Below are 21962 nucleotides of genomic sequence, written 5' to 3' on the forward strand. Positions count from 1 at the left end.
ATCCGGGGTGACGGGCTCCCTCCGCACATGGCCGAACCGGCTCAGTCCTTGGGCCGCTTGGGCCGCCAGACGACCAGCGCACTGGTCTGCTGCACATCCTGGTACGGCACCAGGTCGCGCCGGTAGGAGGCATGCACCTGCGCCTCGCGCTGCTGCATCGCCGCCGCCGCTCCGTCCACGGCCGCCGAGAGTTCGGCGACGCGCTGCTGGAGCGCCGCGACCTGGTTCTCCAGTTCGATGATGCGCTTGATTCCGGCCAGATTGATGCCTTCGTCCTGCGACAGCTGCTGCACGGTGCGCAGCAGCTCGATGTCGCGGGCCGAGTAACGCCTGCCGCGCCCGGCCGTACGGTCGGGCGAGACCAGACCGAGGCGGTCGTACTGGCGCAGCGTCTGCGGATGGAGGCCCGAGAGCTGGGCCGCGATCGAGATCACGTACACCGGGGATTCATCGGTCAGCTCGTACGGATTGCGTCGTCGGCCGTCCACCTCAAGCTCCCTTCGCTGCCTGGAACAGCTCCGCCCGCGGGTCCTGGTCCGCGGTCGCCTTCCGGTAGGTCTCCAGGGCTTCCCGGGCCTCGGGGGCCAGGTCCGTGGGGACCGTCACCTCGACGGTGACCAGCAGGTCGCCGCGGGTGCCGTCCTTGCGCACCGCGCCCTTGCCGCGGGCGCGCATGGTGCGCCCGTTGGGCGTGCCCGCCGGAAGCTTCAGGGTGACCGGCGGCCCGCCGAGCGTGGGGACCTTCACCTCGCCGCCGAGCGCCGCCTCCGTGAAGGTGACGGGCACGGTGACCGTGAGGTTGTCGCCCTTGCGGCCGAAGACCGGGTGCGCGTCGACGTGGACGACGACGTAGAGGTCGCCGGCCGGTCCGCCGCGCTCGCCCGGTGCGCCCTTGCCGCGCAGCCGGATCCGCTGGCTGTCCAGGACGCCCGCGGGAATCCTGACCTGCATGGTGCGGGACGACTTCGCCCGGCCGCTGCCCTTGCAGACCTCGCAGGGGTCCTGGGCGATGAGGCCCCGGCCCTTGCAGTCCACGCAGGGGTCGGTGAGCGAGAACCCGCCACCGCTGCCGCGCGAGACCTGGCCGGTGCCGACGCAGGTCGGGCAGACCCTGGGGGTGCCGTTCTTGTCGCCGGTGCCGGAGCACGCCTTGCAGGGCGCCTGGCTGGACATCCGCAGCGGGACCGTGGCCCCGTCGACCGCCTCGGTGAAGCTGAGCGTCACCTCGGACTCGATGTCCTGGCCGCGGCGCGGCTGCACCCGTGTGCCGGTGGAGCCGCCCCGGTTGAAGAGGCCGCCGAAGACATCGCCGATGCCGCCGCCGCCGAAACCGCCGCCGGCGCCGCCCTGGCCCCCGCCCGGGGTCCCTCCGAAGAGGTCTCCCAGGTCGAAGTTGAAGTTACCTCCGCCGCCACCGGGTCCGGGACGGAATCCGCCGTTGCCGAAGAGGGCGCGCGCCTCGTCGTACTCCTTGCGCTTCTTGGTGTCGCCGAGGATGTCGTTCGCCTCGGAGATCTCCTTGAAGCGCTCCTCCGCCTTGTCGTCGCCCTTGTTGGCGTCCGGGTGGAACTCGCGGGCGAGCTTCCGGTACGCCTTCTTGATCTCGGCGTCCGTGGCGTCCTTGGGGACGCCGAGAACCTTGTAGTAGTCCTTCTCGACGAAGTCCTTCGTACTCATCGACGTCCCTCCTTCCGGACGACCGGCCCGGGGCCTCTCGTGCGGATCATGCCGGGCTGCGGCCTGATCCCGACGAGAGGCCCGGTGGCCGGACGGTGCACTGCCAGGTGGTCGGACAGAATGTCAGACCTCCTCGCCGCCACCGCTCTCCTCGTCGTCTGCCTTCTCTTCCTTCGTACCGGCCGGCGCCGCCCCCGGCTGGGGTTCGGCCACCGCCACCCGTGCGGGACGGATGGTGCGCTCGCCGATCCGGTACCCCGGCTGCAGGATCGCCACGCAGGTCGTCTCGGTGACGTCCGGTGCGTAGCTGTGCATCAGGGCTTCGTGGATCGTCGGGTCGAAGGGCTCGCCCTCCTTGCCGAACTGCTGGAGTCCCAGCTTGGCGACGACCGTCTCCAGCGATTCGGCCACCGACTTGAACCCGCCCACGAGCTCACCGTGCTCGCGGGCCCGGCCGACGTCGTCGAGCACGGGCAGGAGCTCGGACAGGAGACCCGCGACCGCGATCTCCTTGACCGCGACCCGGTCCCGCTCCACGCGGCGGCGGTAGTTCTGGTACTCGGCCTGGAGCCGCTGGAGGTCGCCCGTGCGCTCGGTGAGCGCGGTACGGACCTGGTCCAGCTGAGCGGTCAGACCGGCTGTCTGGTTCGCGTCCCCGGCCGGGGCCGCCGCCTCCTCCGAAGAGGGGGTGGCGGCCTTCGGCTCGGCCTCATCAGGGGTGGTGCCGGAGGGGACGTCGGGCTTCTCCTCGAAGCCCGGAGTCTCCTCGGTCACGCCGCACCGCCCTTGGAGTCCTTCTCGTCGTCGACGATCTCGGCGTCGACGACATCGTCCTGGCCGTCGGCCTGGGCCTGCTCGGCACCCGGCTGCGCGTCGGCCTGCGGGCCGCCCTCGCCCTGGGCGTTGGCGTACATCGCCTGGCCCAGCTTCTGGGAGACGGCCGCGACCTTCTCGGTGGCGGTACGGATCTCGGCGGTGTCCTCGCCCTTGAGCTTCTCCTTCAGCTCGGTGAGCGCGGTCTCCACCTCCGTCTTCACGTCGCCGGGGACCTTGTCCTCGTTGTCCTTGAGGAACTTCTCCGTCTGGTAGACGAGCTGCTCGCCCTGGTTGCGCGACTCGGCGGCCTCGCGGCGGCGGTGGTCCTCCTCCGCGTACTGCTCGGCCTCCTCACGCATCCGGTTGACCTCGTCCTTCGGCAGCGAGGAGCCACCGGTGACGGTCATCTTCTGCTCCTTGCCGGTGCCGAGGTCCTTGGCAGCGACGTGCATGATGCCGTTGGCGTCGATGTCGAACGCGACCTCGATCTGCGGCACACCGCGCGGGGCCGGCGGCAGACCGGTCAGCTCGAACATTCCGAGCTTCTTGTTGTACGCCGCGATCTCGCGCTCGCCCTGGTAGACCTGGATCTGCACGGACGGCTGGTTGTCCTCGGCCGTCGTGAAGATCTCGGAACGCTTGGTCGGGATCGTGGTGTTGCGCTCGATGAGCTTCGTCATGATCCCTCCCTTGGTCTCGATACCGAGGGACAGCGGGGTCACGTCGAGGAGCAGGACGTCCTTGACCTCGCCCTTGAGGACACCGGCCTGGAGCGAGGCGCCGATGGCGACGACCTCGTCCGGGTTCACTCCCTTGTTGGCGTCCTGACCGCCCGTGAGCTCCTTGACGAGCTCGGCGACGGCCGGCATACGGGTCGAGCCACCGACGAGAACGACGTGGTCGATCTCGGAGAGCTGGATGCCCGCGTCCTTGATGACGTTGTGGAACGGGTTCTTGCAGCGGTCCAGGAGGTCCGCGGTGAGCTGCTGGAACTGCGAGCGCGTGAGCTTCTCGTCCAGGTGCAGCGGGCCCTCGGCCGACGCCGTGATGTAGGGCAGGTTGATCGAGGTCTCCGTCGAGGACGACAGCTCGATCTTCGCCTTCTCCGCGGCCTCGCGCAGACGCTGGAGAGCCATCTTGTCCTTGGACAGGTCCACGCCGTGCCCGTTGGCGAACTGCTTCACCAGGTAGTCGACGACGCGCTGGTCCCAGTCGTCACCACCGAGGTGGTTGTCACCGTTGGTGGCCTTCACCTCGACGACGCCGTCGCCGATCTCCAGGAGGGACACGTCGAAGGTGCCGCCACCGAGGTCGAAGACGAGGATCGTCTGGTCGTCCTTGTCGAGCCCGTACGCCAGCGCGGCGGCCGTCGGCTCGTTGACGATGCGCAGGACGTTCAGGCCCGCGATCTCGCCGGCCTCCTTCGTCGCCTGACGCTCGGAGTCGTTGAAGTACGCCGGGACGGTGATGACCGCGTCGGCCACCTTCTCGCCCAGGTAGGACTCGGCGTCACGCTTGAGCTTCTGCAGGATGAAGGCGCTCATCTGCTGCGGGTTGAAGCTCTTGCCGTCGATCTCGATCTTCCAGTCAGTGCCCATGTGGCGCTTGACCGAACGGATCGTCCTGTCGACGTTCGTCACTGCCTGGCGCTTGGCGACCTCGCCGACCAGCACCTCGCCGTTCTTCGCGAAAGCGACGACGGACGGCGTGGTCCTGGCGCCCTCGGCGTTGGTGATGACGGTGGGCTCGCCGCCTTCCAGAACGCTGACGACGGAGTTAGTCGTGCCCAGGTCGATGCCGACCGCACGTGCCATTTCAATTCCTCCTACTGACTACTTGAGTGGATCTGACTCAAGAATGCATGACACCCGTCCCAGAGTCAACAGACCTGAGTCGAGTCGACTCAACTATCGTGCACGCACCCCATGCCAGCAGCAGGAACACCACCAAGGGCGAGGGCGGACACACCTCACATACGAGTGATCGGCGAGAGACCCGGCGCGCGTACGGGCGACATCCGCCCGCCCCACGGGCCACACAGCCCTCCCCATCATCGCCTCATGGGATCGTTCTGTCACAAAATGCCGTGAGCCGCGCAAAACCGGCACCCGATCCGCCGACCCCAGGCAGGTGCGAACGATGCAGACGCAGAGGCAAGGGCAGCGTCAGGAGCCGTGGCAGCGGCGGCGGCCGGGACGGAGAGCGGAACGGAGACCGGGCAGGCGCACCTGGCAGCCACCGCGGGCCTCCCGCATCCCGGCCGCCCGGCGGGCCCTGGGGGCACTGGCACCGGCGGCCCCGCGCCGCCCCACCGCGAAGCGCGTCCTGGACCTGACGCTCGGCTCGGCCCTGCTGATCCTGGCCGCCCCCCTGCTCGCCGTGGCCGCCCTGATCCTCGCCGTGCAGCGCGGTCCCGGGGGCGTACTGACGCGGTCGGCCCGGACGGGGGCGGGCGGCAGGCCCTTCGTCCTGCGGTCCCTGCGCACCCGGCGGCTGCGGCTGCACGTCATCTCCCGGCTGCCCCATGTCGTACGGGGAGACCTCTCCCTCGTCGGCCCGGTAGCGCTCGCACCGGCCCACGTGACGAGGCCGCCCGCCGGTGCGCGAGACTGGCGGCAGGAACTGAAGCCCGGCCTGACCGGCCTGGCCCAGGTGCGCCACCGCTCCACGATGCCGTGGGACGAGGCCGCTCTCCTCGACCAGCACTACGCCGAGCACCAGTGGCTCGGGCTGGACCTGGCGATCCTCGCGGAAGCCGTCGGCGCACCCCTGCGCGAGGCGGCCCGCACCCTTGCGCGGTACGGCAAGGCAGACCTGAGCGACACAGATCACCGCCTGCCCGGCTACAGAGCGGCGGAATAAGTGGATAGTGTCAGCACAGACTGATTAAGTTACTGCTTAGTAATCACCTGAGTCATCCCGCGTCATCACTGAGTAACGTCATCACCGAGTAATCAGCAATCATCGCTGGATCCCACCCTCGCAGGCCCGAGGAGCCCCCAAATGCAACTCGCCGCGATCATCGTGTCGCTGGTGCTGACCGTCGTCGGCGTTGCGCTCATCGCCCGAGCCGTCGCGCAGATCTACCGGTTCGTCCGCCTCGGACAGCCGGTACCGGCAGGCAGCCGCACCGACGACCCCAAGCAGCGCACGATCACCCTGGTCAAGGAGTTCCTCGGCCACACCCGGATGAACCGGTGGGGCATCGTGGGCTTCGCGCACTGGTTCGTCGCGATCGGCTTCCTGACCCTGCCGCCGACGCTGCTCCAGGCGTACGGACAGCTCTTCAAGGCCGACTGGGTGCTGCCGGTCATCGGTGAATGGCTGCCGTTCGAGCTCTACATCGAGTTCATCGGCCTGATGACGACGGTCGGCATCCTCGTACTGATCGCCATCCGGCTGCTGAGCCTGCCCTCCCGGGCCGGCCGCAAGTCCCGGTTCGCGGGCTCCAAGGCCTGGCAGGCGTACTTCGTCGAGTACGTCATCCTCGTCATCGGCCTGGCGATCCTGACCCTGCGCGGTCTCGAGGGTGCGATCCACCACGTCGACGGCTACGAGGCCTCGTACTTCGTCTCGTACCCGCTGGTCCTCGCCTTCAAGGGACTCGCGCTCGGCACGCTGCAGAACCTCATCTACTTCACCGCGATGGTCAAGATCGGCGTCTCGCTGATCTGGATGATCACCGTCTCGCTGAACACCAACATGGGTGTCGCCTGGCACCGCTTCCTCGGCTTCCCGAACATCTGGTTCAAGCGGAACGCCGACGGAGCGGTCGCCCTCGGCGCGCTCCAGCCGATGACGTCCGCCGGCCAGGAGATCGACTGGGAGGACCCGGCCGAGGATGCCGTCTTCGGCGTCTCCCAGGTCGAGCAGTTCTCCTGGAAGGGCATCCTCGACTTCTCCACGTGTACGGAGTGCGGCCGCTGCCAGTCGCAGTGCCCCGCCTGGAACACGGGCAAGCCGCTCTCCCCGAAGCTCCTGATCATGTCCCTGCGCGACCACGCGCACGCCAAGGCCCCGTACCTGCTGGCCGGCGGCGGCAAGGACATGGAGGGCAACGAGAAGGCTTCGGCCGAGGCCCTGAAGGACGTCCCCGCGGCCGCCCTCGCCGAGGCCGAGCGCCCGCTGATCGGCACGGCCGAGGAGAACGGTGTCATCGACCCGGACGTCCTCTGGTCCTGCACCACCTGCGGTGCGTGCGTGGAACAGTGCCCGGTCGACATCGAGCACATCGACCACATCGTCGACATGCGCCGCTACCAGGTGATGATCGAGTCCGCGTTCCCGTCCGAGGCGGGCACGATGCTCAAGAACCTGGAGAAGAAGGGCAACCCCTGGGGTCTTGCCAAGAAGCAGCGCGTCGAGTGGACCAAGGAGGTCGACTTCGAGGTCCCGATCGTCGGCAAGGACATCGAGGACCTCACCGAGGTCGACTACCTCTACTGGGTCGGCTGCGCCGGCGCCCTCGAGGACCGCGCCAAGAAGACCACGAAGGCCTTCGCCGAACTCCTCCACATCGCGGGCGTCAAGTTCGCGATCATGGGCGGCGACGAGAAGTGCACCGGTGACTCGGCCCGCCGCCTGGGCAACGAGCCGCTGTTCCAGCAGCTCGGCCAGGAGAACGTCGCGATGCTGAACATGGCGTTCGGCGAGGACGACGAGGACGACTCGACGAAGAAGGCCAAGGCGAAGAAGAAGATCGTCGCGACCTGCCCGCACTGCTTCAACACGATCGCGAACGAGTACCCGCAGCTCGGCGGCGAGTACGAGGTCATCCACCACACGCAGCTGCTCCAGCACCTCATCGACGAGGGCAAGCTGATCCCGGTGACGCCGGTCGAGGGTCTGATCACGTACCACGACCCCTGCTACCTGGGCCGTCACAACAAGATCTACACGCCTCCGCGCGAGATCATCGCGAAGGTCCCGGGTCTGCGGAACGAGGAGATGCACCGCCACAAGGAGCGCGGCTTCTGCTGCGGCGCCGGTGGTGCCCGGATGTGGATGGAGGAGCGGATCGGCAAGCGCATCAACAACGAGCGCGTCGACGAGGCCCTCTCCCTCAACCCGGACATCGTCTCCACCGCCTGCCCGTTCTGCCTGGTCATGCTGACCGACTCGGTCAACGGCAAGAAGAACGACGGCAAGGCGAAGGAGTCGATCCAGGTGGTCGACGTGTCGCAGCTGCTGCTCGACTCCGTACGGACCCCGGCCGACCCGGCGGGCGAACCGGAGACGGCGGACGCACCGGAGCCGGAACCGGTGAAGTAAGGGGTAACCGCCGACGCGTCACCGCGTTGGACAGCCTCAAGCGGCCGGACCTGCCTCGGGGGCAGGACCGGCCGCTTCTGCTTTCCCCGCCCGGTGACGCATCATGTGGGGCGGCCCGGGGGACGGGTGCGCGCCGGCGGACGGCCGGGACCGGTGAGACGTACGAGGTATTCCTGCGGGGATACGTATCGGAGGTTCCCTGTGCGGATACGCATCCCGAGGGCAAGGGCCGGCGCGACGACAAGGGCTGGAACGGCTTTCACCGCCACCGCCGCCTGCGCACTCCTGCTCACCGCCTGCGCGGGCTCCCCCACCACCCCGGCCACCAAGAACGGTGACACCCCGCCCGCCGCCCTGACCGGCCTCACGGGCGCGGAGCGCCACGCGGTCCCGCACGGCACCGGCAGCCGCACCCCCGACGACTTCAACGGCGACGGACACCGCGACCTCGTCATCGACAACTTGGTGAAACCGGCGGCCGACAGCCACGGCGACGACGCCGGGATCGGCATCGTGTACGGCTCCGCGGCCCGCGGTCTCGACCCCTCGGTACGCCAGCTGGTCAGCGCGCACGCGAACGCCGCCAAGATCGGCGACACCCTGCCGTCGGCGTTCGACGCGCAGGCGTCCTGCGACCTGGACCAGGACGGCTTCACCGATCTGATCGTGGCCACCGACCCCGCGTACAACGGCATCGGCCGCCCGCCCGTACCGCTGCAGATCCTGTTCGGCTCGCCTGCGGGCCTCACCGGCAAGGCGGTCACGCTCCGCATCCCGGACCGGGCCCGCTTCGGCAACGAATGGCCGGACCACCCCGTCTGCGGCGACTTCGACGGCGACCGGAAACCGGATCTGGCGGTGACGGCGAGCTCGGGCCGGATCAGTTTCCTGCGCGGCCCCTTCACCCACGACGGCCGCCCGCACGCCGCCGGCGGGACCATCCCCGGCGCCGGCCCCGCCCTGTCCGCGCCCGAGCCCCGGGCGGACACGAACGACGACGGCTACGACGACCTGGTGTACACCGCCCGCCCCCACGAGCCGGGCACCGCCGGCAAGGGCGCGCTGCTGCTCGGCAGCCCCGACGGACCGGGCCGCCCGGGCGGCGCGTACCGCTTCGAGGCCCCGGCCGGGAAGCTGCCCGCAGCACCGCTCCGCAAGGCGACGGGGAGCACCGCCCCGGCCCACGCGGAAACGACCCTGCTCCAGCGGTACGCGGACTACGACGGCGACGGGAAGCCGGACACGGTGGTGCGTACGCACCGGGGCGAGACGGCGGACCTGATCGCGCTGTACCCGGCGGCAGTACCCGACCGCCCGTTGATCACCTTCACCACCGCCCTGTTCACAGCGGGCTGAGGCCAACCCCCCAGGGTTCCCTCAGGGGATGTCACAGCTAGGCCGCAAAGGCGGCCGAGTTCCCCCGCCCCAACCACCCGACCCTCCCGGACCAGGTACGTTCGATTACGTGGCTGGATTCAGGATCGGACGCGGCCGGGACAACCGCACCCCGCAGCAAGGGCAACAGCAACCGCGGCAGCAGCCGTACGGCAATCAGGCACCACCGCCGTACGGGCAGCAGCCATGGCCCCCGACAGGAGGAAACGGCGCCCCGCACAACGGCGGCGGCTACCCCGCAGCGCCCGGCTACAACCAGGGCTACAACGGCGCGCCCGGTGGCGGTGGCCACCACACGGGCGGGTACACCGGCGGCGGCGCCGACGAGCCCGAGTACTTCGCCGACCCGTACCCGCAGGCCCCCCACGGCCGGCAGCCGCACCAGGGCGACCCGTACGCGAACAGCCCGGGGCACACCCAGGCGTTCAGCATCAACGAGGACCCGTACAACGACGGCAACTCCTACCGAGCCGGCCAGCCCCCCGCCCAGCCCTCGGGCCCGCGCCTGCCCTGGAAGCAGCTGCTGACCGGCATCGTGACGCGCCCCGGCCCGACGTTCTGGCAGATGCGCGACTACCCGGTCTGGGGCCCGGCGATCGTCGTCACGTTCATCTACGGCCTGCTGGCACTCTTCGGCTTCGACCAGGCCCGCGACGACGCGATCAACGCGCCGGTCTCCAACGCCGTCCCCTACGTCATCATCACGGGCCTCTGCTTCGTGATCGGCGGTCTGGTCCTGGGCGCGGTCACCCACACCCTCGCCCGCCAGCTCGGCGGCGACGGCGCCTGGCAGCCGACCGTGGGCCTCTCCATGCTGATCATGTCGATCACGGACGCCCCCCGCCTGATCTTCGCGATGTTCCTGGGCGGCGAGAACTCGCTGGTCCAGATCCTCGGCTGGATCACCTGGCTGGCAGCGGCAGCGCTGTTCACCTCGATGGTGAGCAAGTCCCACGACCTGCCGTGGCCGAAGGCGCTGGGCGCGTCCGCGATCCAGCTGCTCGCGCTCGTCTCGATCCTCAAGCTGGGCACGATCTGACGAAGAACAAGAACCCCCGGGGCCCCGATTCACCGGGCCCCGGGGGTTCTTCTCTGCGTCCTCGCTCCGCACGCATGCGAACGGTCAGGCGTCGAGAACCTGCCCGCTGCGCCGCACGACGGGCGGTTCCACACTCCACGGGAAGTTGATCCAGCGATCGGTCTTCTTCCACACGTACTCGCACTGCACGAGCGAGTGCGACTTCTCGTAGATCACGGCGGAACGCACCTCGGCGACATGATCGATGCAGAAGTCACGCACCAGCTTCAGCGTCTTCCCGGTATCGGCGACGTCGTCGGCGATGAGGACCTTCTTGTCCGAGAAGTCGATGGCGTTGGGCACGGGCGCCAGCATGACGGGCATGTCCAGCGTGGTGCCCACGCCCGTGTAGAACTCCACGTTCACCAGGTGGATGTTCTTGCAGTCCAGCGCGTACGCCAGCCCGCCCGCGACGAAGACCCCGCCACGCGCGATGCTCAGCACCACATCCGGCTCGTACCCGTCGTCGGCCACGGTCTGCGCCAGCTCCCGCACGGCATGCCCGAAACCGTCGTACGTCAGGTTCTCGCGTACGTCATCGCCCATCGGGCATCACACCTGGGTCCGGTGGAAGTTCATGAACGAACGCGACGCGGTCGGCCCGCGCTGCCCCTGGTACCGCGACCCGTACCGCTCGGAGCCGTACGGGAACTCCGACGGCGAGCTCAGCCGGAACATGCACAGCTGGCCGATCTTCATCCCCGGCCAGAGCTTGATCGGCAGCGTCGCCAGATTCGAAAGCTCCAGCGTCACGTGCCCGGAGAACCCGGGGTCGATGAACCCGGCCGTCGAATGCGTCACCAGCCCGAGCCGGCCGAGCGAACTCTTGCCCTCGAGCCGCGAGGCGAGATCGTCGGGCAGCGAGATGACCTCGTACGTCGAGGCGAGCACGAACTCACCGGGGTGCAGGATGAACGCCTCGTCCCCGTCCGGCTCGACGGTACGGGTCAGATCGGCCTGCTCGACGGCCGGATCGATGTGCGGATAGCGGTGGTTCTCGAACACCCGGAAAAAGCGGTCGAGCCTCACATCGATGCTCGACGGCTGCACCATCGACGCATCGAACGGATCAATACGTACGCGTCCGGCGTCGATCTCGGCCCGGATGTCCTTGTCTGAGAGAAGCACCCACCGAGGATACGCAGAACGCGCGGGCCCGCCCTCATCGGGCCGCCCCGCGCGCCTGTCGCCGACTGCAAGCCGCAGACCCTCCTACGGCTCGCCGACCGGCCCCCTACTGCTCTCCTACTGCGCTCCTGCTGCTCCCCTACCGCTCCTCGAACACGACGGGCACGGCATGCCGCAACCGTGCGCAACGAGGACAGCGGATCAGCCGCCCGGGACCGATCCGCCCGGCCCCGAGCTGCTGCATCGGGAACGAGGCGGTAGCGAAAACGTGCCCTTCGGCACAGCGGACGACGGTGCGCTCCATGGAGTCCATCAAGTCCCTTCCCCATCAAGCCGTGGACGAGAAAGCCACATTAGGGGATGAACGGGACGCCACTCCACGCGGCACTCCGGCAACCCACGCTACGCCCCCAACTCCCGCCCCGGACACCCGCATCCACCCCCCGACACAACACAACCCCACCGCGACCCGCTCCCGGAGCCACACCTCGGGGGGTCTGCGATGGGGTACAGTGTGGGACGATGCGTCGCTGGTCAGCCAGTTGCGTTACGCGGGTGTAGTTTAATGGTAGAACATGAGCTTCCCAAGCTCAGAGCGCGAGTTCGATTCTCGTCACCCGCTCCACGAAAGAGCCCCAGGCCAGCCGCCCGGGGCCTTCTTGTTGGCCCGGAGCGGAATCCGGATGTCGCCGACTGGTTTCGGTCAGCCAGGCCGGGGTGTACATCAGCTCAAAATGGGTCCTGCCGCGCCGCCCCGCCCTCGTGCTGTACCAGCGACCTACTCACGACATTGTCGCGTCCGATCTGGCGTGGCTTGTCGTGGAAGCCGGAGAGAAACTCCCACTCAGTTGCTCTCCGGCGTGCGCTCACCAAGCTGTGGGACCCGGGCAGCGGGGAAACTCCACTGGCCGAGTAGGCCGTCGTGTCGCAGCAGTGACGTCATCAAGGGCTTGAGGTGCGGCTGGGGAATCAGGCGGCGATGAGGTCCTGCTCACGGTCCGGCGTTCCGACCTTGGGCTGCTTGTTCGGCAGCGCGAGCCGGAAGACCTTGTGCCACGCGGAGAACACCTGCTTGGGCAGCGGGCCGGTGATGTACTCCAGCTCGTACTTCTCGAACAGCGCGCGCACCTTCACCGCGACCTCGGCGTACCGGTTGCTCGGCAGGTCCGGGAACAGGTGGTGCTCGATCTGGTGCGACAGGTTGCCGGTCATGAAGTGCATGGCCTTGCTGCCGCTGATGTTCGCCGAGCCCATCATCTGGCGCAGGTACCACTGGCCGCGTGTCTCGCCCGTGATCGACTGGCGTTCGAAGACATGTACGCCCTCGGGGAAGTGCCCGCACATGATCACTGAGTGGGTCCAGATGTTGCGGACCAGGTTCGCGGTGAACGTGGCGGCGAGTGTGGTGAGGAATGAGGGGCCCGACAGCAACGGGTGGATCACGTAGTCCTTGAGCACCTGCTTGCGGATCTTACGGCCCACGGCCTTGGCCCGCGCGCGGAACTCCGGGTTCTTGCGGCGGCGCTTGGTGAGGTTCTTGCCGAGCTCCAGGTCGTACGCTGCGATGCCGTACTCGAAGAAACAGGCGTTGAGGAAGTTCCACAGCGGCTGGCCGAGGTGGAAGGGGTGCCACTTCTGGTCCTCGTCGACGCGCATGATGCCGTAGCCGAGGTCGTTGTCCTTGCCGATCACGTTGGTGTACGTGTGGTGCAGCTCGTTGTGCGAGTGCTTCCACTGATCGGACGGCGAGACGTGATCCCACTCCCAGGTGGTGGAGTGGATCTTCGGGTCTCGCATCCAGTCCCACTGGCCGTGCAGGACGTTGTGGCCGATCTCCATGTTGTCCATGATCTTCGCCACGGACAGCCCGGCGGTGCCGAGCACCCACGCGGGCGGGAAGATCGAGAACAGCAGCACACCCCTGCTGACCAGTTCGAGCTTGCGCTGCACCGAGATGACCTTACGGATGTAGGCGGCGTCCTTCTCACCGCGGCCGGCGATCACCTCGTCGCGGATCGCGTCCAGCTCGCGGCCCAGCTCCTCGATCTGCTCCGCGGTCAGGTGGGCGGTGGGGGCGATGGCGGTCAAGGTGTTCCTACCGTTCGATGTCGCAGGGGCCCGCCGCGGCGGACACGCAGGTCTGGATGAGGACGCCCGGCTCGGCCTCGGTGATCTCCCCGGTGCGCAGGTCGCGGACAGCGCCGGCCTTGAGCGGCGTGACGCAGCCGAAGCAGATGCCCATACGGCACCCGGAGGGCATGAGCACGCCGGCCTCCTCGCCGATGTCGAGCAACGGCGTGGCGCCGTCCGCGTCGATGGTCTTGCCGGTGGCGCTGAACGTGACCTCGCCGCCGTCGCCGGCGACGACGATGCCGGGGCGGAACCGTTCGGTGTGCAGGCGTTCTTGGACGCCCTCTTCGGTCCAGTGCTCTTCGGCGGCGTCGAGCAGACCTGCGGGCCCGCAGGCCCAGGTCTCGCGCTGGGCCCAGTCGGGCACGAGTTCTTGGAGACGGGCGATGTCGAGCTTGCCGTCCGTGTCGGTGTGCACCTCGGTGAGCCGAAGCTTCTTGTCCGCGACCAGACTGTGCAGTTCCTTGCGGAAGATCACGTCCTGAGGCTGTGGCGCGCAGTGGACCATGACGACGTCGTCGAGTTCGATGTCGCGCAGCATGCCCATCACGGGCGTGATGCCGCTGCCGGCCGTCAGGTAGAGCACCTTGGCGGGCTTGGCCTGCGGCAGGACGAAGTCACCGGTCGGCTGGTCGAGCTGGATCAGCGTGCCCGGTTTCGCCCTGCGGACCAGGTGGTTGCTGACCTTTCCGTCCGGGATCGCCTTCACGGTGATCGTTACACGGCCGTCCCGGCGGTTTGTCGGCGAGGTGATGGAGTAGGCACGCCACAGGCGCACTCCGTCGACGTCGACTCCGATCCTCACGTACTGGCCGGCTGTGTGGCCGCGCCAGCCCCGCCCCGGCCTGATCACGACAGTCGCGGCGTTATCGGTCTCGGAGTGCACGGCCTCGATGCGCCCACACAGGTCAGCGCCCGCACGCAGCGGGCTGACCAGGTCGAGGTAGTCCGACGGCAGCAGCGGCGTCGTGACCATCTCCAGCAGTTTCCACGCCCTCCTGCGGAGGGCTCCACTCGTCATGGCTCCAGCTTGCTGCGCCTCCAGGCGTAAAGTCCTGACCACAGGACGTAAATCTGGTCGACTGAATTGTTCGCAGGGAACAAAAATGAGCTATGCGATCCGGAGAGCCAGCGAACTGAGCCTGGATGAGACGACGGTCACCGCCCTTCGGGCCGCACTGAAGACCACCGCCGACGAAGTCGTCCAGGCGATCATCGACGAGGTTCCTCCCTACGCCCATGCCTTGTCGGGCCGCATGGGCGCCACCATCCGCAGAGCCGTCCGCACCGCCCTGGCGCACTACCTGGACCTTGCGAGCGGGAACGCCACAGGCGGCGACGCCGGGGACGCCGCCTACGAGCTGGGCCGCGGCGAGGTGCGCGACGGCCGTTCAATGGATGCCCTGCTCAGCGCCTACCGCGTCGGCGCCCGGGTCGCCTGGCGATGTCTGGCAGCGGGTGCCGTACCCGCAGGTCTGCCCGCCGCCGAGGTCGCAAAGTTCGCCGAGCTGACCTTCGCCTACATCGACGAGCTCTCCGCCGCGAGCGCCGCGGGCCACGCCGACGAACTGGCCGCCCGGGGCAGAGCCCACGAGCGCCACCTGGAACACCTGGCCCGCGACCTCCTCGCCGGCGCGAGCCCGGACGTGCTGCTGGCCTCCGGCCAACGGGCCAGGTGGCAGCCCCCGGTTTCGCTGACCGCCGTCCTGCTGCCCGCCGCCCAGGCCCGGCCTGCCTACCGGACACTCGACCCGAGCACCCTCGTCCTCGACGATCTGCCGGATGCCACCGGTGTGCTCCTCGTCCCCGATGCCGACCGATCACGTCTCCTACGGCAGCTGACCGACCGCGCCGCCGTGGTCGGCCCGGCCCGGCCATGGACCCACGCGTCCGCCTCGTACGCACGAGCCCTACGCGCGCGCTCCCTTTCCTCCGACATTCGCGACACCGAGGACCACCTGCCCGACCTGGTGCTCAGCGCCGACGAGGACGCGTTCGCGGACCTGCGCGCCCGAGCCCTCGCACCGTTGCAGACCTTGCCTGCCGCAACCGCACGACGGCTGGAGGAGACGTTGCGAGCGTGGCTGCTGCACCAGGGCAGGCGGGACGAGGTCGCGGCGGCATTGTTCGTCCATCCCCAGACGGTTCGATACCGGATGTCGCAACTGCGGGAGCTGTTTCCCGATCTCGCATCACCACACCGGGTCCTCGAACTGACGCTGGCGGTCGGTCTCCGGGTCCGCTGACGCGTCACCCGCATACCGCCGCGTCCGCGAGCGTCCAGAAATCGTGCTCGTTCCCGGTGCCAAGCCGCTATGACCCTGGAAAACGGCCTTCCGGTCGTCGCGACAAGGGGCCTGGCCGCTCGCCCCAGGGACCACCGCCGTCCTGCGACGGCCCGTACCTCCCTCCCGGCAGCCGGCCGGACGACCGGCCAGGACCGACCTGGCACACCGCGCGAGGGATGATGGGACGGAGTACGAAACGTGAGGTCAGGAGCTCCCATGACAAAGCTGGTTCACCGACCTCGTGAGGACGCGGAGTTCAGTTTCATCCTCGGGAGAAGCAAGGTTCCGGTCCTCGCGTACTTCACCGGGGCATGGCCCAAGGCAATCGAACCCTGTCGGGTGATGGATCTCGTCGTGGGCGACATCGCCGCCGCCTACACGGGCCGCCTGGCGGTCGTCCGCACCGACATCACGCGTTGCCCGGCGGCAACCGAGCGATACGGGATCACCGGAGCCCCGTCCTGCCTCCTGCTGAAGGAGGGAGCGGCGGTGGCGCACAGCACGGGGCCCATGACCATCGACGAGGTACGGAAGTTCCTGGACGGTCACCTCTGAGCGGCCGCTGCGGCGCCCGGACCGCCGCTTCTCGTCGCGTTCGAAGCGGACGCGGGCGGATGGCAGCCCATCGCCCGCCTTACCACCACAGGGCGGTTCGAGGTCGTGCGCGAGACCGTGCTCAGGTACCGGCGGGACAATGCGGCCCCCGGTCAGAGCTTCGCTTCATGGGTGCGGCCTCCGATGTAACCCCGGAGACCGCCAGGCACGGTCCCCTCGTCCAGCGCCGCATGCAGACCGGTGGGTCGGCCCGCGCGCCGGTTCCGCCGGTCATCGGGTTGGGCGGGTGGTGGCGAGTTCGGAGGCGCAGGAACGACCGCTCAAGAACCGCTGATTCCCAAGCTCAGAGCGCGAGTTCGCTTCTCGTCACCCGCTCTTTGATCAAGGCCCTGGTCGGAGACCAGGGCCTTGCTTGTTGTCTAGAGCACTTTCAGGGCCCGTGCCATTCGCCTGCCATAACGACTCTCCCGGCCTGCACCAATCGCGGATTCGTCACCCCTCAGGGCGAGCGCCTCACTACCGGGTCCCGCATCGCGAGATCCCATCCAAGTGCCCTGCGTCACACGCACAGTGCGGACTGTCTGCTCCTGCGCGATCAACGCCACGCAGCCCGTGGGGCGGATGGTCCGGGCGGACGTGGCACCAGCGGGTGAACGGTCGCCCCACCACGCCCCGAGGCCGCAGCCGACCGTTGGCGGCGCACGTCGAGATCGATGTTGGCGGCGAGCCTGCGCTGATGCTCCTTGGTGGAGTGCTGGTAAATCAGTTGCGCGCGCTCGGAGGACTGGCCGGCTCGGACCATGAGGTCCTTGAGGTTCGCGCCGGTGTCGGCGGCGAGCGTGTTGCCCGTGTGCCGCAGACAAGCCTTCGAGCTGGCTGCCAGGGAAGCTGGCTATCCGTTTCCCGACTGGCTCATGAGCTGGCGTGGACAAGTGAGAGGGTGCAGAACCTGCTGGACGTTCAGGAACAGAAGCCGATGCTCTCCGGCTGGTCGCGTACCAGCGCCGCTCGACCCGAGGAGACGCGAGCGGGGCTCGTTGGCTCGTTTCCCATCACTACGCCCAGGACGTGCGGCATCGAGGCGACGTTGAGCCAGTAGTGCGTACGGACGCCGTCAGGGCCGGGTCATCTCAGAGTCGGCCCTGATGGCGTGCTGACGTACTCGAAGGCTCAGAGCGATGCCTCGACTCCGAAGCTTCCGGCACTGATGGCTCCCCGTAGGACGTGGGCGATCTCCTCGGGCTTGAGCTCGATGCCGTCGAGCCCCTCCGTGGTCAACGGAATCTCCTCCAGCGCGTATTCACCGCGGCCTTCGGCGCTGAACTCGGGACCGGTTCGGTCGTCGAAGGACCAAGTCGCGATGCGCGCGAGGTAGAAGAGCTGCCGCTCGTCGTCGGACTCCATCGTGTGGAGGAGGCGGACGATGTCGGCCTTCCCCGCGATCTCCTCGTGGATCTCCCGGTGGAGGGCCGCCTCCCGGGACTCGTCGCTGGGTTCGACGCCGCCGCCGGGCAGGACCCAGTATTCGGGGATGCCGGGCCGGGTGCGGCGGATGACCAGCATCGTGTCGTCGGCGGTGACGAGGACGGCTCGGACGCGTTCCATCATTCTGGTTTGTCTCCTTGCTTGTTGGTGGGTCTCAGTGCAGCAGCCGGCCGCCGTCGACGTGGACGGACTGCCCCGTGATGAACGAGGCGGAGGGGCCCACGAGAAACGCCACCAGGGCAGCGACATCCTCGGGCCGGCCACGACGCGGGACACACTGGCGCTTGATCTGATCCTCCGGCCGCGCACGGTGCTGGGCGGGAAGGGTGTTCTCGGCCTCGACCTGGATGGCCCCGGGCATGACCGTGTTGACGCAGATCCCGTACGGGCCCAGTTCGCGGGCGAGGGAGCGGGTCAGTCCCAGCAGCCCGGCCTTCGCGGTGCTGTACGCGACGAGGTTCGTCCGGCCAGCGCGGGCGTTGACGCTGCCGATGTTCACGATCCGGCCCCAGCGGCGTTCGATCATGCCGGGGGTGAGTGCGTGGCAGGTGCGGTAGTGGGCGGTGAGGTTCACGTCGAGGGAGTAGTTCCAGGCGGTTTCGTCGGTGTCCTGCCAGGCGACGCGGGGGTAAGAACCGGCGTTGTTCACCAGGATGTCGACGGGTCCGATCTCGGCGCGGACGAGGCCGGTCAGCGTCGCCGGTCGCCATGCCCATCTCGGGTATCGATGACATGGTGAAGCCCCCGGCGGCCGGGTGTGTGCTGCGCCGTGCGGCGAACCTCGAAGGGCCCCACCGCGAGCGGTAGAGCCCTTCACAAGACATCGGATCCGTGAAGTGATCCGGACGGAACGGCCTAGCTGGAGAAGTACAGGTACTTCCAGGAGCCATACGTCGTGGAGTTCACCGTGTCGCCGGACGACCCGTTGACGTACACCGACCGCATCCGCGCCTTGATCCCGGACTTCCCCGGCGCTTCAAGGCGTACCCCCGACTTTCCGTTGATGCCGAGCGCGAAGTACTCCGAGTCGGCGGAATACCACTTTCCGCCCGAGTAGACCTGAAGGTCGAAGCGTTGCTTACGCCCCTTGTAGTAGGACATGGTCGTAGTGAGCAGCGGATCGGAGCTCTTGTGGAACCAGTAGTACGACGTCGAGCCGATCCTGGCCGTCTTGTAGTGCTTGGAAACGGCGGTGGAAACTTTGACCCGGGCGTATGCCGTGGACTTGACCGTCCTGGGCGCGATGCGGGTGTCCCCCTTGAAGACCGCGGTGACTTCCGTGTCCCGCGTCATGTCCACGGTCGCGGAGATGTTGCCGCTGGAGTTGACCGTCCCTGTCTTCAGCAACTTGTTGGGCTTGTCGCCGCCGAAAGGGTTCGCCCAGATCTCGACCGTGCGGTTCTTGTACGTCGAGCCGAGGTGCGCGGTAAAGGAGACATCGGTGCCGTAGTTGTAGACGTTGCCGTTCTTGTTCAGGGTGAGCGTCGGCTTCGCGAGGGGAACCGTGACGTTGTCGGACGCGCTGACCGCCATGTGCGCGGCGTCGCCCGCGTAGGCGACCTTGTACGTGACCGTGCCGCCGGCCTGCGGGGTGTCCGTGAAGGAGTACGAGCCGTCTGCCTTCAGGGTGACAGCGGGCAGCGCCTTGCCCTTGGGGCTCTCCAAGTCGGTGCGGGTGACCTGCAGTTGGGGGCCACTCGGCAGCGGCACTGTCGCTGACAGCTTCCCGATCACGGTGACCTTACTTCCGCGTGTGGCGGTCGACGGTGCGTTCACCGTCAGGCTCGGGACGTTGAGCGTTGGGTCGGTGAGCACCTTGAGGGTGTAGCCGCGGGGCGAGCTCTCGAGCGCGAAGATCCGGGAGGCGTCCGGGGCCCAGGCGAGGTCGGAGGTGTCGGCGGCGTATGTGCGGATCGGCTTGGCAGCGCCGGGCCGGTAGACCGACACGTTCGCGTCGCTGATCTGGGCAACCAGACCGTTCGGAGCGATGTCCGCGCGCTGCCCGGCCGGGTAGGCGCCGGCAGCGGTGAACTTCCCGTCTGCATAGGCGTGCCGGTCCGTGCCGTCGATCAACACCTCGGAGGAACCGGGCACGAGGTCGATGTCGCTGACGTGGTTCAGCGAGTAGTCGCCGTTGTGCCAGGCGGTCACCTGGGGCGTGGCGCCGGAGACGTCGACGACGGCCATCAGGTCCTTGGTCATGTCGAAGAAGTCGGTCGCGCCGACGGCAAGCAGTCCGGGTGCGGACGGGTCGGAGTCGATGAACGGCCCGCCCCCGAATCCGGAATCCCGGGAGAGCTGTCCGAGCGTCACCGGATCCGTCCCGCCGACCGGGTCCACCGCCGGGTCGACCGAGCCCAGGTTGCCGTGGCCGTCCAACTGGCCTTCGTAGGTGAACCAGGCCTTGCCCCCCGTGAATTCGACGTACAGCGGGCCGATACTGGTGGCCACGGGGTACCGGGCCTTGATGTCGAGGGTGGCCGCGTCGAGGGCCACGATCTCGTGGCTGACCCGCGCCGCCGCGTACAGGGTGGTGCCGTCGTCGGAAAGAGCCAGGTCGAAGATCCCGTCGATGCCGCTCACCGAATCGAGAAGCTTGCCGCTGTAGTCGGCGGCGATGATCCTGTCGTTCGTGTCGTCGCCGACGAAGACCCGTCGTCCGACGCCGTCGACGACGATGCCCGCGGGCGAGCCGATGGTCACGGTGACCGCCGACGCGGGACCGGCCGCGGCGACACTCAGTACCACCGAGCTGAAGAAGACCGCTAGCGCTGTCGCGGCCGAGATGCTGCGCGTACGCACAGTAGTTTTACCCCCACGAGAAACCCCGGTGGATGACCGGGAGTTGAAAGCGCCGAGCAGCACCCGGATGTGTCCGCGGAGCGCGGTGACGCGGGGCGCGCGGCTGCTATCGGCAGCGTATGACATGAAAGCGACAAATGAGGGGGGAGTTTCCCGCGCGGAGAAGGCGCGCTCACCCGAAGGGGTCGGGCGAGGGCGCCTGGAGCGGCCCGGCCACCGTGGGAGGTCGTGGCCGCATCTCGGGCCGGCCTCCCCCATGGTCAAGGCCGCGCTCCGCTCTTGAGCCTCCCCAAGTGCAGTGGGCTACGCATTCTCGGCGGGCGACAGCGGCCCCTCGGACGCCAGGACCATCACCGCATTCAAGCCTCTAATCAACCGTCTCCCCCTGCCCCCTCACAGGAGGCCGTGCCTCATGCGCTGCCACGCCGCCCCACAGATCGTCGTCACCGAAGCCTTCTGGGCCTGACATCTGCGCCACCGCAACCTCTGCACCACAGGTGGCTTCCGCTTGCTGTCACCTGCTCCGGCAAGAAACCTCGGGTTGATGACTGACGGCGTGCCCCATCCGTGCCCTTCGGAGCGGACGGCCGACGGCCCGGGGCTTGCACCGAGCGGCCTCACCGCCCGGAGGCGGACCGGCCCGGTGGGGCTGCCGGAGGCAGGTTGTCGTCAATCCGACGTCCGGCGCACCGCGGGGGGCCGCCGAGTTCCGTCGAGGGCTGCGGGCTCGGGCCAGTACGCGCGCAGGTAGAGCGAGAAGGGTCCGGGTGGGGCGGGCAGCCAGTTGGGCAGTTCCTTGTCAGCGGGCGGCCGGGCGCCGGCGTACAGGGTCAGCGAGCCGTCGTCCCCGTAGCGCAGGCCCTTGTTCTTCGTGCCCAGGGAGTAGCGCTGCAGCTCGTCGCGGTGGAAGAAGTGGTGCTCGTTGTAGAGCGTCACCGACCAGAAACCCTTCACCGGGGGCAGGGAGCCGGCGGGGAAGGTGAGCGTGTGGCCGTGCTCGCCGGTGAGCGGTTCCCCGGTCGCGTCCTGGTCCTTGTACAAGTACGTGGTCTCGGTGGGGGTGTTGACGAAGATGTTCGCCTTGCCCATGGCTGTGCGGCTCAGGTAGTCGCCGCCGAACGCCGCGCCGTTGCGCTGGGTGCTCCAGTGGTGGTCGAGCGGGACGCCGATGTTGCGGAACTGGACGAGATCCTGCACCAGGGTGGCGTTCGCGTCGACGGCCTCCGCCCGGAGTGCCTCTGCCGACTGCGGGCTGGCGGTGGCCTCGTCCACGAGGGAGCGGAAGAGGGCGTACAGGGCCTCTTCGCCCGGAACAGCGGACACGTCACTTCGCCCCC

General features: G+C 68.4%; 18 protein-coding genes, 1 tRNA gene and 1 pseudogene. 7 read left to right on the forward strand and 13 right to left on the reverse strand.

Going from position 1 to position 21962, the window contains the following annotated elements; genetic code table 11:
* Window positions 1-41 precede the first annotated feature (41 nt).
* From OG782_RS17270 to dnaK, 4 genes are all read right to left on the reverse strand, one after another.
* Window positions 42-488 carry a heat shock protein transcriptional repressor HspR gene (locus OG782_RS17270; RefSeq protein ID WP_018522258.1) on the reverse strand — a complete coding sequence of 149 codons (447 nt, stop codon included), beginning with the start codon at window positions 486-488 and terminating at the stop codon, window positions 42-44.
* 1 nt (window position 489) lies between these two features.
* Entirely contained in the window at window positions 490-1677 is a 1188-nt protein-coding gene (gene dnaJ, locus OG782_RS17275; protein WP_406451921.1) for a molecular chaperone DnaJ, read from the reverse strand.
* A 123-nt stretch (window positions 1678-1800) separates the two neighbouring features.
* Window positions 1801-2451 carry a nucleotide exchange factor GrpE gene (gene grpE, locus OG782_RS17280; RefSeq protein WP_406451923.1) on the reverse strand — a complete coding sequence of 217 codons (651 nt, stop codon included), beginning with the start codon at window positions 2449-2451 and terminating at the stop codon, window positions 1801-1803.
* Complete coding sequence (gene dnaK, locus OG782_RS17285; protein WP_406451925.1) at window positions 2448-4307, reverse strand: molecular chaperone DnaK; 1860 nt, start codon at window positions 4305-4307, stop codon at window positions 2448-2450. The genes grpE and dnaK overlap by 4 nt, the downstream gene beginning before the upstream one ends.
* 325 nt (window positions 4308-4632) lie before the next feature.
* Between dnaK and OG782_RS17290 the strand changes: the two genes are divergently transcribed.
* The 4 genes from OG782_RS17290 (at window position 4633) to OG782_RS17305 (ending at window position 10198) form a co-directional block, all read left to right on the forward strand.
* Window positions 4633-5355, forward strand: coding sequence for a sugar transferase (locus tag OG782_RS17290; RefSeq protein WP_406451927.1), 723 nt, complete (start codon window positions 4633-4635; stop codon window positions 5353-5355).
* Window positions 5356-5496: 141 nt separating this feature from the next.
* Window positions 5497-7764 carry a (Fe-S)-binding protein gene (locus OG782_RS17295; protein ID WP_406451929.1) on the forward strand — a complete coding sequence of 756 codons (2268 nt, stop codon included), beginning with the start codon at window positions 5497-5499 and terminating at the stop codon, window positions 7762-7764.
* A 201-nt stretch (window positions 7765-7965) separates the two neighbouring features.
* Window positions 7966-9120, forward strand: a complete 1155-nt coding sequence (locus OG782_RS17300; protein WP_406451931.1) for an FG-GAP repeat domain-containing protein — start codon at window positions 7966-7968, stop codon at window positions 9118-9120.
* Window positions 9121-9229: 109 nt separating this feature from the next.
* Complete coding sequence (locus tag OG782_RS17305; protein ID WP_406451933.1) at window positions 9230-10198, forward strand: Yip1 family protein; 969 nt, start codon at window positions 9230-9232, stop codon at window positions 10196-10198.
* An 84-nt stretch (window positions 10199-10282) separates the two neighbouring features.
* On the opposite strand, the gene OG782_RS17310 is transcribed toward OG782_RS17305, so the two are convergent.
* Window positions 10283-10783 (reverse strand): phosphoribosyltransferase, encoded by a 501-nt coding sequence (locus tag OG782_RS17310; protein ID WP_406451935.1) that lies wholly within the window; start codon window positions 10781-10783, stop codon window positions 10283-10285.
* Between the two features lie 6 nt (window positions 10784-10789).
* Window positions 10790-11365, reverse strand: a complete 576-nt coding sequence (dcd, locus tag OG782_RS17315; protein ID WP_406451937.1) for a dCTP deaminase — start codon at window positions 11363-11365, stop codon at window positions 10790-10792.
* A 551-nt stretch (window positions 11366-11916) separates the two neighbouring features.
* Here dcd and OG782_RS17320 point away from each other — a divergent pair.
* A tRNA-Gly gene (locus OG782_RS17320) sits at window positions 11917-11990 on the forward strand.
* 344 nt (window positions 11991-12334) lie between these two features.
* Here the strand turns inward: OG782_RS17320 and OG782_RS17325 are convergent.
* Window positions 12335-13453, reverse strand: a complete 1119-nt coding sequence (locus OG782_RS17325; protein ID WP_406451939.1) for a fatty acid desaturase family protein — start codon at window positions 13451-13453, stop codon at window positions 12335-12337.
* A gap of 7 nt (window positions 13454-13460) precedes the next feature.
* Window positions 13461-14516, reverse strand: a complete 1056-nt coding sequence (locus OG782_RS17330; protein WP_406451941.1) for a ferredoxin reductase — start codon at window positions 14514-14516, stop codon at window positions 13461-13463.
* Window positions 14517-14601: 85 nt separating this feature from the next.
* Here OG782_RS17330 and OG782_RS17335 point away from each other — a divergent pair, with 85 nt between their 5' ends.
* Together OG782_RS17335 and OG782_RS17340 are read left to right on the forward strand one after the other, a co-directional pair.
* Window positions 14602-15741: a CdaR family transcriptional regulator gene (locus tag OG782_RS17335; protein WP_123460220.1), complete on the forward strand. Its 1140-nt coding sequence runs from the start codon at window positions 14602-14604 to the stop codon at window positions 15739-15741.
* Between the two features lie 258 nt (window positions 15742-15999).
* A complete protein-coding gene (locus OG782_RS17340; protein ID WP_406451943.1) occupies window positions 16000-16338 on the forward strand; it encodes a thioredoxin family protein in 339 nt (112 codons plus the stop codon).
* Between the two features lie 595 nt (window positions 16339-16933).
* Here the strand turns inward: OG782_RS17340 and OG782_RS17345 are convergent.
* The 5 genes and pseudogenes from OG782_RS17345 to OG782_RS17365 form a co-directional block, all read right to left on the reverse strand.
* Window positions 16934-17197: pseudogene (locus OG782_RS17345) on the reverse strand (site-specific integrase); the annotation flags it as partial.
* Window positions 17198-17508: 311 nt separating this feature from the next.
* Window positions 17509-17946, reverse strand: a complete 438-nt coding sequence (locus OG782_RS17350; RefSeq protein WP_406451945.1) for an NUDIX domain-containing protein — start codon at window positions 17944-17946, stop codon at window positions 17509-17511.
* Between the two features lie 31 nt (window positions 17947-17977).
* Window positions 17978-18640, reverse strand: coding sequence for an SDR family NAD(P)-dependent oxidoreductase (locus OG782_RS17355; protein ID WP_406451947.1), 663 nt, complete (start codon window positions 18638-18640; stop codon window positions 17978-17980).
* A 38-nt stretch (window positions 18641-18678) separates the two neighbouring features.
* The gene (locus OG782_RS17360; protein ID WP_406451949.1) at window positions 18679-20625 is read right to left on the reverse strand and encodes a YncE family protein; all 1947 of its coding nucleotides are present in this window, start codon (window positions 20623-20625) and stop codon (window positions 18679-18681) included.
* 669 nt (window positions 20626-21294) lie between these two features.
* Entirely contained in the window at window positions 21295-21948 is a 654-nt protein-coding gene (locus OG782_RS17365) for a DUF1214 domain-containing protein (RefSeq protein ID WP_406451951.1), read from the reverse strand.
* Between the last annotated feature and the right edge of the window lie 14 nt (window positions 21949-21962).

The sequence above is a fragment of the Streptomyces sp. NBC_00876 genome, from assembly GCF_045207435.1.
Classification (GTDB): Bacteria; Actinomycetota; Actinomycetes; order Streptomycetales; family Streptomycetaceae; genus Streptomyces.

Bases quoted from the DNA above. Each gene is read 5' to 3' on its own strand.
- dnaJ (WP_406451921.1), bottom strand. From the start codon at position 1,677: ATGAGTACGAAGGACTTCGTCGAGAAGGACTACTACAAGGTTCTCGGC.
- dnaK (WP_406451925.1), bottom strand. From the start codon at position 4,307: ATGGCACGTGCGGTCGGCATCGACCTGGGCACGACTAACTCCGTCGTC.
- OG782_RS17290 (WP_406451927.1), top strand. From the start codon at position 4,633: ATGCAGACGCAGAGGCAAGGGCAGCGTCAGGAGCCGTGGCAGCGGCGG.
- OG782_RS17295 (WP_406451929.1), top strand. From the start codon at position 5,497: ATGCAACTCGCCGCGATCATCGTGTCGCTGGTGCTGACCGTCGTCGGC.
- OG782_RS17310 (WP_406451935.1), bottom strand. From the start codon at position 10,783: ATGGGCGATGACGTACGCGAGAACCTGACGTACGACGGTTTCGGGCAT.
- OG782_RS17330 (WP_406451941.1), bottom strand. From the start codon at position 14,516: ATGACGAGTGGAGCCCTCCGCAGGAGGGCGTGGAAACTGCTGGAGATG.
- OG782_RS17335 (WP_123460220.1), top strand. From the start codon at position 14,602: ATGAGCTATGCGATCCGGAGAGCCAGCGAACTGAGCCTGGATGAGACG.
- OG782_RS17340 (WP_406451943.1), top strand. From the start codon at position 16,000: ATGACAAAGCTGGTTCACCGACCTCGTGAGGACGCGGAGTTCAGTTTC.
- OG782_RS17350 (WP_406451945.1), bottom strand. From the start codon at position 17,946: ATGATGGAACGCGTCCGAGCCGTCCTCGTCACCGCCGACGACACGATG.